A 15,044-nucleotide genomic window follows, 5' to 3' on the forward strand; every position below is an offset into this window, starting at 1 on the left:
AAATTGAAGTATGAAAACTAAAGTTTTATTCGCTGCCGTGGCAGTGGTGTTTTCTTTCGCTGTTACATCATGTTGTAATAAAAAAGCTGCTGATGCAGTTTCTACCGAAGCTAATTCTTGTTGCGCTGCACAGACAGAACAAGTATGTGATTCTGTAAATGCGTGTTGCCAAGCTGCTTCTGCTGTTTGTCCGAAGTCTAACTGTTCGCAAACAAATTGCCCAAAGACAGCTTGCGATAGTGCCAAGTGCAATAAACCTTGTCAAAAGAAGTAATTCAAAATTTGTATTGAATTGAAGTATAAAAGAAAGGCGTACCTTACGGATACGTCTTTTTTGTGATATATCAGAGTAAGTAATACGAAATAATCTATACCTTTGCATTATTAAACAAACAAGATAAGATGATTTGGAGTTTTACATATATTCTATCGTGTGGTATTATTATTCTACTGGCAAAGTTTAGTGGAAGTGGGTGCTGTGCATAAATATATGTAGGATATAATAATATATGAAAGCCTTTCTCACTTCTTAGTGCGAAAGGCTTTTTTTATGGAATATGAATTTATAAATGCAATAAAGCGATGAGTGATAAATTATTTATTTTTGATACAACGCTCCGCGATGGTGAACAAGTTCCGGGATGCCAGTTGAATACAGTGGAAAAGATTCAGGTAGCCAAGCAGCTGGAAATATTGGGGGTAGATGTTATTGAAGCCGGCTTTCCGGTTTCAAGTCCGGGAGATTTCAACTCAGTGATTGAGATATCGAAGGCTGTGACGTGGCCAACAATTTGTGCTTTGACGCGTGCCGTGCAAAAAGATATTGATGTTGCGGCAGAGGCGTTGCAATTTGCTAAACATAAACGTATTCACACCGGTATTGGAACTTCCGATTCGCACATCAAATATAAATTCAACTCTAATCGTGATGAAATTATCGAGCGTGCCGTAGCAGCTGTGAAGTATGCCCGTCGTTATGTAGAAGATGTTGAATTCTATGCGGAAGATGCCGGACGTACCGATAACGAATATTTGGTGCGTGTGGTGGAAGCCGTTATTAAGGCAGGTGCTACGGTGGTGAATATTCCTGATACTACCGGATATTGCCTTCCCGGCGAATATGGCGCGAAGATTAAATATCTGATGGAACATGTGGATGGTATTCATAAGGCTATTATCTCTACTCATTGTCACAATGATTTGGGCATGGCCACTGCCAATACGATGGCAGGCGTGCTTAACGGAGCCCGCCAGGTGGAGGTTACTATCAATGGCATCGGTGAACGTGCGGGAAATACTTCACTTGAAGAAGTTGCGATGATTATCAAGTGTCATAAAGACATTGATATTGATACCAATATCAATACGCAGAAGATTTATCCTACCAGCCGTATGGTATCCAGTCTGATGAATATGCCGGTGCAACCTAATAAGGCGATCGTAGGTCGCAATGCTTTTGCCCACTCATCGGGTATCCATCAGGACGGTGTGTTGAAGAATGTGCAGACTTATGAAATTATTGATCCGCACGATGTAGGCATTGATGATAATTCCATCGTATTGACTGCCCGCAGCGGGCGTGCTGCATTGAAGAATCGTTTGCAGGTATTGGGCGTATCTTTGGAGCAGCAGAAGTTGGATAAGATTTATGAAGAGTTCTTGAAACTTGCCGACAAGAAGAAAGACATTAACGATGATGATATTTTAGTATTGGCAGGTGCAGACCGTTCGCAGAATCATCGCATCAAACTGGAGTACTTGCAGGTGACGAGTGGGGTAGGTGTCCGTTCCGTTGCCAGTATAGGGCTGAATATCGCCGGTGAAAAGTTTGAGGCTGCTGCCAGTGGGAATGGTCCGGTAGATGCTGCTATCAAAGCCTTGAAAAAGATAATAGACCGCCACATGATTCTGAAAGAGTTTACCATTCAAGCCATCAGTAAGGGTAGCGATGATATGGGCAAGGTACACATGCAGGTAGAATATGATAACTGTATCTACTATGGTTTCGGTGCCAATACGGATATCATAGCGGCATCGGTAGAAGCTTATATAGACTGTATCAATAAATTCAAGACGGTTTCAGATTTATGATTAAAAAACTCAATTCAGATGAATACATTATTTGATAAAATATGGGATGCCCATGTTGTGCAGAAAGTTGAAGACGGACCTACACAACTTTATATAGACAGGCTTTATTGCCATGAAGTAACCAGCCCGCAGGCTTTTGCCGGACTGCGTGCCCGAGGGCTTAAATGCTTTCGTCCGGAGAAGATATTTTGTATGCCCGACCATAATACACCGACACACGATCAGGATAAGCCTATCGAAGATCCTGTTTCAAAGACTCAGGTAGATACGCTGGCCAAGAATGCGGAAGACTTCGGTCTGGAACATTTTGGCATGATGAATAAGAAGAACGGCATCATCCATGTGGTGGGACCGGAACGCGGACTGACTCTGCCGGGCATGACGATTGTGTGCGGCGACTCGCATACGTCCACTCACGGTGCTATGGGAGCGGTAGCTTTCGGTATCGGTACAAGCGAAGTGGAAATGGTGATGGCTTCGCAGTGCATTCTGCAAACCCGTCCTAAAACAATGCGTATCACTGTAGATGGCAAACTGGGCAAGGGAGTGACTGCCAAAGATGTGGCACTCTATATGATGTCCCGAATGACAACCAGCGGCGCTACGGGCTACTTTGTGGAGTATGCCGGAGAAGCTGTGCGCAGTTTGTCTATGGAAGGACGTCTCACGCTGTGCAACCTCAGCATCGAAATGGGTGCTCGCGGTGGTATGGTGGCACCGGACGAGACCACTTTCGAGTATATCAAAGGGCGCGAATATGCTCCGAAAGGCGAAGCATGGGATAAGGCGTTGGCATACTGGAATACGCTGAAAAGCGATGATGATGCCCGTTTCGACAAGGAAGTGCACTTTGATGCTGCTGATATTGAGCCGATGATTACCTATGGCACCAACCCGGGCATGGGTATGGGCATCACGCAACACATCCCCGGGACCGGAGATATGAGTGAGGCAGCCAAAGCCTCTTTCATGAAGTCTATGGAGTATATGGATTTCCGTCCAGGCGAGTCGTTGCTGGGCAAGAAGATAGACTATGTGTTCTTGGGCGCTTGCACTAACGGTCGTATCGAAGATTTTCGCGCCTTTGCTTCTATTGTAAAGGGGCGTAAGAAAGCAGCGGATGTAGTGGCATGGCTGGTGCCCGGTTCGTGGATGGTAGATGCACAGATACGTGAGGAGGGGTTGGATAAGATATTGGAAGAGGCGGGATTTGCTATCCGTCAGCCGGGATGTTCGGCTTGTCTGGCGATGAACGATGATAAAGTACCTGCCGGAAAGTATGCTGTGTCCACCAGTAACCGTAACTTCGAAGGACGCCAGGGACCGGGTGCGCGAACCCTGCTTGCCAGTCCGCTGGTGGCTGCTGCTGCAGCAGTGACAGGGGTGATTACAGACCCGAGAGAATTTATCTAAATCAAGGTTCACTGCAGAAGTTCATATTTGGTACATAAGAATAAAAGGACGTAAGAAGAACCAAAGGGCATAAGGACAAAAGAATAAATTTGGATGCCATCCGTATTTCTCCGCATCGTTTATATCCTAATGCTCTTTTATCTCAAAATAAGATGAAAGAAGAAGGAAACTTTGTAAGATTTAGTGCCTTTTGCAGTGAATAAAGAACAATCTAATAACAGCAACAATGAAACAGAAATTCAATATCATCAACAGCACTTGCGTCCCCCTTCCTTTGGAGAACGTAGATACCGACCAAATCATTCCGGCGCGTTTTTTAAAAGCCACCACCAAAGAAGGCTTTGGCGCGAACCTCTTCCGTGACTGGCGTTACGATAAGCAAGGCAATAAAATAGCGTCTTTCGTGCTGAACGACCCTACGTATGGCGGACAAATCCTTGTTGCCGGCAAGAACTTCGGTTCCGGGAGCAGCCGCGAACATGCGGCATGGGCGATAGCCGACTATGGTTTCCGCGTGGTGGTCAGCAGTTTCTTTGCAGATATCCACAAGAACAACGAGTTGAATAACTTCGTGTTGCCTGTAGTGGTGAGCGAACCGTTCCTGAAAGAACTTTTCGATTCAATTTTTGCCAATCCCAAGACGGAAGTAGAAATAGACCTGCCCCAACAGACCATCACCAACAAAGCGACAGGCAGGAGCGAACACTTCGAAATCAATGCCTATAAAAAACATTGCCTGATGAACGGTCTGGACGACATCGACTTCCTTGTAGAGAGTAGAAATAAGATAGAATGCTGGGAGAAGAGCCATGAAGCATAATCATCCGAAGATAGAAGTCATGGACACCACGCTCCGCGACGGCGAACAGACCGGCGGAGTATCTTTCGTGCCCCACGAGAAGCTGATGATAGCCCGCTTGCTGCTTGAAGAGTTGAAAGTAGACCGGGTGGAAGTGGCTTCCGCACGGGTATCCGAAGGAGAGTTTGACGCAGTGAAAATGATATGCGACTGGGCAGCCCGCCGCGACATGTTGTCCAGGGTCGAAGTGCTCGGCTTCGTAGACGGGCATACATCGGTCGATTGGATACACGCCGCCGGCTGCCGCGTCATCAACCTGCTCTGCAAAGGCTCGTTGAAACACTGCTCTTGCCAGTTGAAGAAATCGCCCGAAGAACATATCGCGGACATTCAGGCAGCAGTGGGTTACGCTAATAAGACAGGCATGGAAGTGAACGTCTACCTGGAAGATTGGAGCAACGGCATGAAAGAGTCGCCCGAATATGTTTTCCAACTTATGGACGCATTGGTGCAGACCGGCATCAAGCGGTATATGTTGCCCGACACGCTGGGTGTGCTGAACCCGCTGCAAGTCATTGAGTTTATGCGGAAAATGGTGAAACGCTATCCGTACGCCCATTTTGACTTCCATGCTCACAATGATTACGACCTTGCCGTGAGCAATGTGCTTGCTGCCGTGCTCAGCGGTTGCAAGGGGTTGCACACCACCATCAACGGTCTGGGCGAGCGTGCCGGAAATGCTCCTCTTGCCAGCGTGCAGGCAATTCTGAAAGACCATTTCAGCGCCGTCACCAACATTGACGAAAGCCGTCTGAACGATGTGAGTCGCGTGGTAGAGTCCTATTCGGGCATTGTCATCCCCGCCAATAAGCCCATTGTGGGCGAGAATGTGTTTACGCAGGTAGCGGGCGTGCATGCCGATGGCGACAACAAGAGCAATCTCTATTGCAACGACCTCTTGCCCGAACGTTTCGGTCGTAAACGCGAGTATGCTTTAGGCAAGACCAGTGGAAAAGCGAATATCCGTAAAAACCTGGAAGACTTGGGGCTTGATCTGGATGAAGAATCCATGCGCAAGGTCACCGAGCGTATTATCGAATTGGGCGACAAGAAAGAACAGGTGACGCAGGAAGATCTGCCCTACATCGTTTCCGACGTATTGAAACACGGCATTGCGGACGAGCGGGTAAAGCTGAAAAGCTATATCGTGAACCTTGCCTACGGGTTGAAGCCGATGGCCACGCTGAAGATAGAAATCAACGGCAGGGAATATGAGGAGAGTTCCGGTGGTGACGGTCAGTATGATGCTTTTGTCCGTGCTTTGCGCAAGATATACAAGCAGACTTTGGGACGGAAGTTTCCCATGCTGACAAACTATGCGGTGACCATCCCCCCCGGCGGCCGTACCGATGCCTTTGTGCAGACCGTAATCACTTGGAGCTTCGAAGATAAGGTATTCCGCACCCGAGGGCTGGATGCCGACCAGACGGAAGCGGCAATCAAGGCTACGGTGAAGATGTTGAACATCATCGAGAAGGAGTACGAAGTATGATGCTTGATGATATGAGGAACTTCTTTGAAAAGCATCCCGGGGCAAGTTACTTGTCTTTTGCTTGTATGATATTGCTGTTTCGTATCTTTCTGCATTGGTATCATAATGAAGCGCAGCTTGTAGAAGTTTGGGATGTGATATGTGTATTACTTCTTACAGCCGGCTTTATGGCAGGCAACCGCAGGCGCCGGAAGAACAAGAAATGTAAAGATAAAGTAGAAGAATTATTAAAAGATAATGAAGATTGAAGAAGACAATGGACTTTAAAATTGCAGTATTGGCCGGCGATGGTATCGGCCCCGAAATCTCTGCCGTAGGTGTGGACGTGATGACCGCCGTGTGCGAGAAGTTCGGTCATGAAGTGAGTTACGAATATGCCATCTGCGGTGCGGATGCGATAGACAAAGTGGGCGACCCTTTTCCCGAAACCACCTATCAGGCTTGTAAGAATGCCGATGCGGTGCTTTTCTCTGCCGTAGGCGACCCGAAATTCGACAACGACCCCACCGCAAAGATACGCCCCGAACAAGGGTTACTGGCTATGCGTAAAAGGTTGGGACTGTTTGCCAACGTCCGTCCGGTACAGACGTTCAAGTGCCTTTTGCACAAATCCCCCCTCCGTGCCGAGCTGGTGGACGGTGCCGATTTTCTCTGCATCCGAGAACTGACCGGCGGTATGTATTTTGGTGAGAAATACCAGGACAACGATAAGGCGTACGACACCAACATGTACACCCGTCCGGAGATTGAACGCATCCTGAAAGTCGGTTTCGAGTATGCCATGAAGCGCCGCAAGCACCTGACGGTGGTAGACAAGGCGAACGTGCTTGCCTCTTCGCGCCTGTGGCGTCAGATAGCTCAGGAGATGGCTCCCCGCTATCCCGAAGTCACCACCGACTATATGTACGTGGACAACGCCGCCATGCGCATGATTCAAGAACCCAAGTTCTTCGACGTGATGGTGACGGAAAATACCTTCGGCGATATCCTGACCGATGAAGGTTCCTGCATCAGCGGTTCCATGGGGTTGCTCCCTTCGGCTTCCACCGGCGAAAGCACTCCCGTATTCGAGCCTATCCACGGTTCATGGCCGCAGGCAAAGGGGCTGAACATAGCCAATCCGTTGGCTCAGATACTTTCCGTAGCCATGCTGTTCGAGTACTTCGACCTGAAAGAGGAGGGCGCGCTTATCCGCAAAGCGGTAGATGCTTCGCTCGATGCAAACATCCGTACGCCGGAAATCCAGGTGGAAGGTGCTGCCGGATACGGTACGAAAGAGGTGGGTGCGTGGATTGTCGACTACATCAAACACTAATCTTTATTAAGGAAATAAAGGAACAAACGCTTTTTTCCTACCTTTGTGGGGAGATATATCAAGAGTATAATGCGCCTGTCGGTGATAATGAGTTTACTTTTGATGTATCTCCCCATTTGTATATTATGTGTTATATAAACTCTGGCAGTTATGGCAAAAATAGCAAAGAACCTGACGGAACTTATCGGACATACTCCCTTGTTGGAACTGTCCGCCTACAGTCGCAAGTATGGACTGAAGAGTAATATAGTCGTCAAATTGGAGTCTTTCAATCCGGCGGGCAGCGTAAAGGACCGCGTAGGGCTGGCGATGATTGAGGATGCCGAAGCACGTGGGATATTGAAACCCGGTGCCACTATCGTAGAACCTACCAGCGGCAATACGGGAATAGGGCTGGCAATGGTCGCAACCATCAAAGGCTATCGCCTGATACTGACCATGCCCGAGACAATGAGTATCGAACGCCGTAACTTGCTGAAAGCCCGCGGAGCGGAAATCGTGTTGACAGATGGCGCGGCGGGTATGGCGGGTGCCGTTGCCAAAGCGCAGGAACTGAGGGACAAGATACCCGGTGCCGTCATTCTGCAACAGTTTGAAAACCCTGCCAATGCCAGGGCGCACGAACTCACCACAGGCGAGGAAATCTGGGCGGACACGGACGGGCAGGTGGATGTGTTTGTTGCCGGAGTAGGTACGGGCGGCACGGTTTCCGGTGTGGCACGTGCTTTGAAAAGGCACAATCCGGATATTTATATTGTTGCCGTCGAGCCCGCTTCGTCTCCTGTGCTCGAGGGGGGAAAGGCTGCCCCGCACCGCATACAGGGCATCGGGGCGAATTTCGTTCCACCTCTTTATGATGATGCGATGGTGGACGAGGTGATTCCCGTGCCGGACGATGAAGCCATCCGTGCCGGACGCGAACTGGCGTCCGCCGAGGGGGTACTGGCGGGAATCTCTTCCGGTGCGGCACTCTACGCGGCGCGCTTGCTGGCGGAACGTCCCGGGTTTGCCCGCAAGATGGTGGTTGCCTTGCTGCCTGATACGGGAGAAAGATACCTGTCTACGGAACTGTTTGTTTAAGAGATTGTGCATTCTATGTTTTTATGCACACCTTTATCCAGTTCCCTTTAAATTCCTTTCCGCCCTATAAATGAAATTTCAATATCTGCTTAAAAACAAGAAGTATGAAGAAACGTCTTTTTCTCATTATATGCTCATTGGCAGGCTGCATGCCTGTGTTTTCGCAAACCTATCAGGAACTTTGCGACCGTGCCGTAGCTTATACGGAACAGGACAGCCTGCCGCAAGCGGAAACGTATATCCGCCAAGCCTTGAAACAGGAACCGGCAAATCCGCATAATGCCCTTCTGTTTTCCAATCTCGGAACCATACAACGGCGCCGGCGGCAATACGAAAGGGCTTTGGAGTCCTATCACTTTGCTTTGAATATCGCTCCGCGGGCAGTCCCTATTTTGCTGAACCGTGCGGCTCTCTATATGGAGTTAGGGCGTAACAACCTGGCTCAAGCCGATTATTCGCTGGTGCTGGATTTGGAGAACAACAATGCGGAGGCTTTGCTGATGCGTGCCTATATTTATATGCAGCAACGTGAGTATAAGATGGCAAAGGCGGATTATGAACGCTTGTTGAAGGCGGAGCCTGCCAGCTACAACGGTGGTCTCGGCCTCGCCACTTTGGAACAAAAAGAGGGAAAATACGAAGAAGCGTTGCGCATACTGAACAGTATGATTGCAACCGGCGCCGAATCTCCCCGGTTCTCCGCTGCCCAATATGCCATGCTCTATGTGGCTCGTGCCGGAGTGGAGAAAGACCTGCACCATGCGGACATGGCGTTGGTCGACTTGGAGGAGGCGATAAGGCTTGACGGCTCGCAACCCGAGATATACCTGATGCGCGGCGAGGTATATCTTGCCCAAAAGAAAAAAGAGCTGGCGAGACGCGATTTCGAGAAAGCCATGTCTCTGGGCGTTCCGCATGCCGACTTGCGCCACTTGCTGAAACAGGCGAAATAAGAAGGGGATTTAGCGTCTGTTTTAAATTCCCTTCAAAAAGTTCTCTTGCGCTTCTTCCCAAATCCTTTTCCGGGGATGTTTTCCTCTTTTTATCCGTCACACAGCCCGTTATGCTCCTCATAAAAACAGGAAAACATCCTCGGAAAGAACTATCAGGATGATGCAGGACAAAATTTAAGCCATGCTCTAAGAAGAGGATTCAGAATGCGTCCCCGTCGTATTTCCGTATCAAATCCACAAACTCCTTTCCATACTTTCTCTTCTTATACTCCCCGATGCCGCTGATGTTTCCGAACTCCTCGATTGTTGTGGGGCGTGAGGTGCTGAGCAGATGAAGCACCTTGTCCGACAAGACGATATAGGCAGGCAATGCCTCTTCGTCGGCAAGGCGTTTTCGCAGTTCCCGCAGGGCTTCGAAGAGGTCGCTGTTCTCCGTATTGGGCAGTCCCAAGGGTAACTCCCTGGCAGTGACGGCGGTTTTCCGCTTTCTGCCCCGTTTGTTTTCAGCCGTTTCTTCCCGGCGTATCACTACCAGCTGGGCGGTGGCTCTGCCGAAAAGGACATCGCTGCCCGTAGAGGTTATTTTCAGATGGTTGTTTTCATTGTAGGCAATCTCGAAATACCCCAGTTGCAACATTTGCAGCAGATAATCGTGCCAGTCGCGCGCCGGGATTTCGCGTCCGGCGGCAAATGTTTTCAGCTGCTGGTAGCCTTTGTTCACCACTTCGGCAGACATGTTCCCTCTTAGGATATCCACCAGCACGCCTGTGCCCGCCTGCTGGTCCGTGCGGATAATGGCGCTTAAGGCTTTTTGCACGATGACAGTCCCGTCGAAGCGTTCCGGCGGGTTCTTGCATACATCGCAGTTGCCGCAGTCGCGGTCCGCCTTCTCTCCGAAATAGCTTAACAATATGCGGCGTCGGCAGATGTCGGATTCGGCGTATTGCTGCATGCGTTGCAGCTTCTCCAGGTTGATGCCCTGCTGCCCGCTTTCGGTGGCGAATTTGGTGAGCAAAATCAAGTCTGCCAGCGAGTAAAACAGCAGCGTGTCGCTTGGAAGCCCGTCTCTTCCGGCACGCCCTATCTCCTGATAGAAACTCTCGATGCTTTTGGGCAGATTATAGTGAATGACCCAGCGCACGTTGCTCTTGTCTATCCCCATGCCGAAAGCGATGGTGGCGCACACCACTTGCACGCGGTCGTTGATGAAGTCGTCTTGCGCTTCGTCCCTGCGGGCGGGGGAGAGCCCGGCATGGTAGACGGCGGTGCGGATGCCTTGCTTCTGGAGCATCTGTGCGACAGTCTCCGTCTTGCTGCGGCTCATGCAATATATAATGCCGCTTTCTCCGGGATGACGGGCTATGAAGTCGAGGATTGCTTTGGATTTCTCTTTCTGCTGGTAACCCCGCTTCACGGTGAGGCTCAGGTTGGGGCGGTCGAAAGAGGAGATGAATATCCGGGGATGGTCCAGATGGAGCTGCCTGACGATGTCTTCGCGCGTAATCTTGTCCGCGGTGGCGGTCAGGGCAACGACAGGCACTTGCGGAAACTGTTGGCGCAGGATGCCCATTTGCGCGTATTCCGGACGGAAATCATGTCCCCATTGCGAAATGCAATGTGCCTCGTCGATGGCGAAAAGCGACACGTGCATGTCCCGCAGCAGGTAGTTGGTCTCTGCCAGCAGCTTCTCCGGCGATATATACAGCAGTTTCAGTTTGCCTTCCGTGCAGGCGCGGCGCAGGGCGGCGTTCTCCGTTTCGTCATTGCTGCTGTTCAGCGCTCCGGCGTTGATGCCGTTAGCGCATAATGCCTCCACCTGGTCTTTCATCAGGGAGATAAGCGGGGAGACAACTACCGCAGTGCCTTCACGGAGCAGTGCGGGCAGCTGGTAGCAGATTGATTTTCCGCCGCCCGTAGGCATTAGCACAAGTGCGTCGTTTCCGCTCAGGATGTGACGGATAATCTCCTCTTGCAGAGGACGGAAACTGTCGTAGCCGAAGTAGGTTTTAAGCGTTTGTAGCATAAGCGGGGTCGATGTTTTTAGGACCACAAAGTTACATTAATTATTGCATAAAACACAAACCGGCTCCGCTTTATGCTCCGCTTTTGCATTTAGGGGGAGTTAGAGGAGTTACAGTAGTTAGAGTAGTTAAAGGAGTTAAAGTAGTTAGAGCCGATACTTTTGTGTATGACATTGTTACAAAAGTATCGGCTTCTAACGAAGTGATAACTCCCTTTAACTCCCTAAGCCGGCTTGGCGGCTGATAACTCCTTTTAACTCCTCTAATTCCTGTAAATGAAAAAGCCGTGCGCTTTATGGCAAAAAGTCGGCAAAAACCTCTTTTTGCTTACTTCCGTTCCTGCGCCTTTCCTCCGGAATAGGGGAGACTTGCATAAAACGCGGATGGATATGCTTCTTTTTTCGATAAAAATGCACCGTTTATGCGGGAAAAGGGTTTTTCTTCCGTTGGACACGGGTGTTTCAGCCGAGCGGCATTAATGTCTGTGGCGAGGGACATTAATGTCTGTCGCGATAGACACTAATGTTCATCACGAGCGGCATTAATGCCGCTCATCGCAAACACCAATATCGGGCAAACGGGATGCCCGCACGGGGCGTTTCCGGCGTTTTTCCGCGCTGGTTTGTTTGTAAGGATTTCGCTATTGCGCTGGTTATGTGTCAGATGCCCGGTTTTCGTTCCGTTTTTTCCGACCGACAGCACATCGGGAGGGAAACAGGCGATTCTACGGCATTGGAAAATACAGTTTGTCAGGAAACCGCAGGCAGTATGGACAAAAAGACATTTTCCCGTTTTGCCCGCAGGGCATGGTCCGCTATATGGCGGGAAAAGGCGGGCAAGCGGGTCTGAAGGAAGCTCGGGCGGGAGCCGGTAAAACCTTTTTAGTTGAAAACCGGAACAGGCTTCCGGCGGACGCCTGATAGTAAAGTTAAATAATCTTATTATTGAACGTACTCCCTTTCTTTTCAGTGGCTTTCATTGTTTATGTATCAAAAATATACATGGGAAAGTTGCGTATTAGAAAAAAATATCGGACTTTTGTGTAATCTAAGGGAGATTCTCTTGGATGCCCATATTTAAACAACCCCTAACCAGTTAATTCAATGAGTGATTTAGAAAACAAAGTACAGGAAGAGGCTGCGAAGAAGCAGCCCTACAACCTGCGCGAAAAGAAAGAAAAGAAGGCCGCCTACCGTTCCCTGATTCGTCCGGAACTGGCAGACGAACTGTATGACAAGATATTGAACATCATCGTTGTGCAAAAGAAGTACAGAGACCCCAATTATTCTGCAAAGGATTTGGCAAGAGAGTTGCAGACCAACACACGCTATTTGTCGGCGGTTGTAAACTCCCGTTTCGGCATGAATTATTCATGTCTGCTGAATGAGTACAGGGTGAAAGACGCCTTGCATTTATTGGTCGATAAGCGGTATGCCGACAAAAATGTGGAAGAAATCAGCACGATGGTCGGTTTCGCCAACCGCCAGTCTTTCTACGCCGCGTTCTACAAGAATGTAGGAGAGACGCCTAACGGTTATCGTAAGAAGCATGCGATGAAAAATAAATAATGCAGTAAAACGGTTTCTAAAGGAAATATTCCGGGAAGTGTGTGTTCCGGAATACTTCCTTTTGTCATTTTAATACTAACTATCCCCCTTCCGAACACATGAAAAAACAACTGATTTCCGCGGTGGCCGCCGTGTCTTTGCTGACAGCTTGCGGCGGAGCGCCGAAAACTACTGCCGAGGCAGAAAAATTTGATTATACAGTGGAACAATTTGCAGACTTACAGATTTTACGCTACCGCGTACCGGAATTTGAGAATTTGTCTCTCAAGCAGAAAGAATTAGTTTATTACCTCACCGAAGCCGCTTTGCAGGGACGTGACATTTTGTTCGACCAGAACGGAAAATACAACCTCACAATCCGCCGCATGCTGGAAGCCGTCTATACAGGCTATGCCGGAGACAAGGCTTCGGCAGATTTCAAGGCGATGGAGGTGTACTTGAAACGGGTATGGTTCTCCAACGGCATTCACCATCATTATGGCAGCGAGAAGTTTGTGCCGGGTTTCTCTCCCGAATTTCTGCGGCAGGCTCTGCTGAGCGTGGACGCCGCTGCACTTCCGCTTGCCGACGGGCAGACGGCGGAACAGCTTTACGAGGAGGTGGCTCCCGTCATCTTCGACCCCGAGGTGATGCCGAAACGCGTGAACCAGGCGGCGGGCGAAGACCTGGTGCTGACTTCCGCATGTAATTATTATGACGGGGTGACGCAGCAGGAAGCTGAGGCTTTTTACAATGCCATGAAAGACCCCAAGGATGAAACGCCGGTTTCTTACGGGCTGAACAGCCGTCTGGTGAAGGAAGACGGCAAGGTCTTCGAAAAGGTGTGGAAAGCGGGCGGCCTGTACGGTCCGGCTATCGAAAAGATTGTATATTGGCTGAAGAAGGCGGAAACCGTTGCCGAAACTCCGGAACAGCAGGCGGTTATAGCCAAGCTGGTCGAATTCTACGAGACGGGCGACCTGAAAACCTTTGACGACTATGCCATCCTTTGGGTGAAGGACTTGAATTCACGCATCGACTTCGTGAACGGATTTACCGAAAGTTATGGCGACCCGTTGGGCATGAAAGCCAGTTGGGAGTCTTTGGTGAACTTCAAGGACCTGGAGGCTACCCGCCGCACGGAGCTTATCAGCGACAACGCGCAGTGGTTCGAAGACCATTCTCCGGTGGAGAAGCAGTTCAAGAAGGAAGAGGTGAAAGGGGTTTCCGCAAAGGTCATCACTGCCGCCATCCTGGCGGGCGACCTTTATCCGGCAACGGCTATCGGCATCAACCTGCCCAATGCGAACTGGATACGCAGCCATCACGGCTCCAAGTCCGTTACGATTGGCAACATCACGGATGCCTACAGCAAGGCGGCTCATGGCAACGGCTTCAACGAGGAGTTTGTGTATAGCGATGCCGAGTTGCAGCTGATAGACAAATATGCCGATGTCACCGATAACCTGCATACCGACCTGCACGAGTGTTTGGGACACGGTTCCGGCAAACTGCTTCCGGGCGTGGACCCCGATGCGCTGAAGGCCTACGGCTCTACCGTCGAAGAGGCGCGTGCCGACCTGTTCGGGCTTTACTATGTGGCAGACCCGAAGCTGGTGGAGCTGGGTTTGACTCCGAGTGCGGATGCCTACAAGGCGCAGTTCTATACCTACCTGATGAACGGTCTGATGACCCAGCTTGTGCGTATCGAACCGGGAAATAATGTGGAGGAAGCCCACATGCGCAACCGCCAGCTCATAGCCCGTTGGGTATATGAGAAGGGTGCTGCCGACAAGGTGGTGGAACTGGTGAAGAAGGACGGAAAGACATACGTCGTAATCAACGATTATGAAAAAGTGCGCGGCTTGTTCGGCGAGTTGCTTGCCGAGATACAGCGCATCAAGTCGACCGGTGACTATGACGCCGCCCGTGAACTGGTAGAGGCATACGCCGTAAAGGTAGACCCGCAGCTGCATGCCGAGGTACTGGAGCGCTACAAGAAGCTGAACCTTGCCCCTTACAAAGGCTTCGTCAATCCGAAGTATGAGGCTGTGACGGATGCGGACGGCAATATAACCGATGTAACCGTGACTTATGACGAGGGGTATGCGGAGCAGATGTTGCGTTACAGCAAGGATTATTCGGTGTTGCCTTCGGTAAACAATTAGAGCCTGTTTAAATTTTCTTCAAAAAGTTTTTCTTCAGCTTCTTTTGATAGTTCTTTCAGGTCTGTTTTCCTCTTTTTATTCGTCACATAGCCCGCTATGCTCCTC

The 15,044-nt window shown here is 49.9% G+C and carries 12 protein-coding genes; 11 read left to right on the top strand and 1 reads right to left on the bottom strand.

Features of this window, described 5'->3' with window-relative positions; translation table 11 throughout:
• Positions 1-10 precede the first annotated feature (10 nt).
• From QZ327_RS12920 to QZ327_RS12955, 8 genes are all read left to right on the top strand, one after another.
• Positions 11-274, top strand: coding sequence for a hypothetical protein (locus tag QZ327_RS12920; RefSeq protein WP_294619927.1), 264 nt, complete (start codon positions 11-13; stop codon positions 272-274).
• Between the two features lie 308 nt (positions 275-582).
• Positions 583-2,091 (top strand): 2-isopropylmalate synthase, encoded by a 1,509-nt coding sequence (locus tag QZ327_RS12925; protein ID WP_294619929.1) that lies wholly within the window; start codon positions 583-585, stop codon positions 2,089-2,091.
• An 18-nt stretch (positions 2,092-2,109) separates the two neighbouring features.
• The gene (gene leuC / locus QZ327_RS12930; protein WP_294619931.1) at positions 2,110-3,504 is read left to right on the top strand and encodes a 3-isopropylmalate dehydratase large subunit; all 1,395 of its coding nucleotides are present in this window, start codon (positions 2,110-2,112) and stop codon (positions 3,502-3,504) included.
• Positions 3,505-3,730: 226 nt separating this feature from the next.
• On the top strand, positions 3,731-4,324 hold the full coding sequence (gene leuD, locus QZ327_RS12935) for a 3-isopropylmalate dehydratase small subunit (protein ID WP_294619933.1): 594 nt from the start codon (positions 3,731-3,733) through the stop codon (positions 4,322-4,324).
• Positions 4,314-5,855, top strand: a complete 1,542-nt coding sequence (locus QZ327_RS12940; protein ID WP_294619935.1) for an alpha-isopropylmalate synthase regulatory domain-containing protein — start codon at positions 4,314-4,316, stop codon at positions 5,853-5,855. Before leuD ends, QZ327_RS12940 begins: the two co-directional genes overlap by 11 nt.
• A gap of 256 nt (positions 5,856-6,111) precedes the next feature.
• Positions 6,112-7,170, top strand: coding sequence for a 3-isopropylmalate dehydrogenase (leuB, locus tag QZ327_RS12945; RefSeq protein WP_294619937.1), 1,059 nt, complete (start codon positions 6,112-6,114; stop codon positions 7,168-7,170).
• 150 nt (positions 7,171-7,320) lie between these two features.
• Positions 7,321-8,250: a cysteine synthase A gene (gene cysK, locus QZ327_RS12950; RefSeq protein ID WP_294619939.1), complete on the top strand. Its 930-nt coding sequence runs from the start codon at positions 7,321-7,323 to the stop codon at positions 8,248-8,250.
• A gap of 104 nt (positions 8,251-8,354) precedes the next feature.
• Positions 8,355-9,203, top strand: coding sequence for a tetratricopeptide repeat protein (locus QZ327_RS12955; RefSeq protein WP_294619941.1), 849 nt, complete (start codon positions 8,355-8,357; stop codon positions 9,201-9,203).
• Between the two features lie 199 nt (positions 9,204-9,402).
• On the opposite strand, the gene recQ is transcribed toward QZ327_RS12955, so the two are convergent.
• Positions 9,403-11,226: a DNA helicase RecQ gene (recQ, locus tag QZ327_RS12960; protein ID WP_294619943.1), complete on the bottom strand. Its 1,824-nt coding sequence runs from the start codon at positions 11,224-11,226 to the stop codon at positions 9,403-9,405.
• A gap of 520 nt (positions 11,227-11,746) precedes the next feature.
• Between recQ and QZ327_RS12965 the strand changes: the two genes are divergently transcribed.
• The 3 genes from QZ327_RS12965 to QZ327_RS12975 all read left to right on the top strand — a co-directional run bounded on the left by QZ327_RS12965 (position 11,747) and on the right by QZ327_RS12975 (position 14,939).
• A complete protein-coding gene (locus QZ327_RS12965) occupies positions 11,747-12,073 on the top strand; it encodes a hypothetical protein (protein WP_294619945.1) in 327 nt (108 codons plus the stop codon).
• A gap of 254 nt (positions 12,074-12,327) precedes the next feature.
• Complete coding sequence (locus QZ327_RS12970) at positions 12,328-12,792, top strand: AraC family transcriptional regulator (RefSeq protein ID WP_294619947.1); 465 nt, start codon at positions 12,328-12,330, stop codon at positions 12,790-12,792.
• Between the two features lie 98 nt (positions 12,793-12,890).
• On the top strand, positions 12,891-14,939 hold the full coding sequence (locus QZ327_RS12975) for a dihydrofolate reductase (protein ID WP_294619949.1): 2,049 nt from the start codon (positions 12,891-12,893) through the stop codon (positions 14,937-14,939).
• The last annotated feature ends 105 nt before the right edge of the window (positions 14,940-15,044 follow it).

Origin of the sequence: uncultured Bacteroides sp., from assembly GCF_910578895.1 — a bacterium.
Classification (GTDB): Bacteria; Bacteroidota; Bacteroidia; order Bacteroidales; family Bacteroidaceae; genus Bacteroides.

Excerpts from the sequence above, each read along its gene's own strand:
- QZ327_RS12920 (WP_294619927.1), top strand. The coding sequence starts at position 11 with ATGAAAACTAAAGTTTTATTCGCTGCCGTGGCAGTGGTGTTTTCTTTC.
- QZ327_RS12925 (WP_294619929.1), top strand. The coding sequence starts at position 583 with ATGAGTGATAAATTATTTATTTTTGATACAACGCTCCGCGATGGTGAA.
- leuC (WP_294619931.1), top strand. The coding sequence starts at position 2,110 with ATGAATACATTATTTGATAAAATATGGGATGCCCATGTTGTGCAGAAA.
- leuD (WP_294619933.1), top strand. The coding sequence starts at position 3,731 with ATGAAACAGAAATTCAATATCATCAACAGCACTTGCGTCCCCCTTCCT.
- QZ327_RS12940 (WP_294619935.1), top strand. The coding sequence starts at position 4,314 with ATGAAGCATAATCATCCGAAGATAGAAGTCATGGACACCACGCTCCGC.
- leuB (WP_294619937.1), top strand. The coding sequence starts at position 6,112 with ATGGACTTTAAAATTGCAGTATTGGCCGGCGATGGTATCGGCCCCGAA.
- cysK (WP_294619939.1), top strand. The coding sequence starts at position 7,321 with ATGGCAAAAATAGCAAAGAACCTGACGGAACTTATCGGACATACTCCC.
- QZ327_RS12955 (WP_294619941.1), top strand. The coding sequence starts at position 8,355 with ATGAAGAAACGTCTTTTTCTCATTATATGCTCATTGGCAGGCTGCATG.
- recQ (WP_294619943.1), bottom strand. The coding sequence starts at position 11,226 with ATGCTACAAACGCTTAAAACCTACTTCGGCTACGACAGTTTCCGTCCT.
- QZ327_RS12965 (WP_294619945.1), top strand. The coding sequence starts at position 11,747 with ATGTTCATCACGAGCGGCATTAATGCCGCTCATCGCAAACACCAATAT.
- QZ327_RS12970 (WP_294619947.1), top strand. The coding sequence starts at position 12,328 with ATGAGTGATTTAGAAAACAAAGTACAGGAAGAGGCTGCGAAGAAGCAG.
- QZ327_RS12975 (WP_294619949.1), top strand. The coding sequence starts at position 12,891 with ATGAAAAAACAACTGATTTCCGCGGTGGCCGCCGTGTCTTTGCTGACA.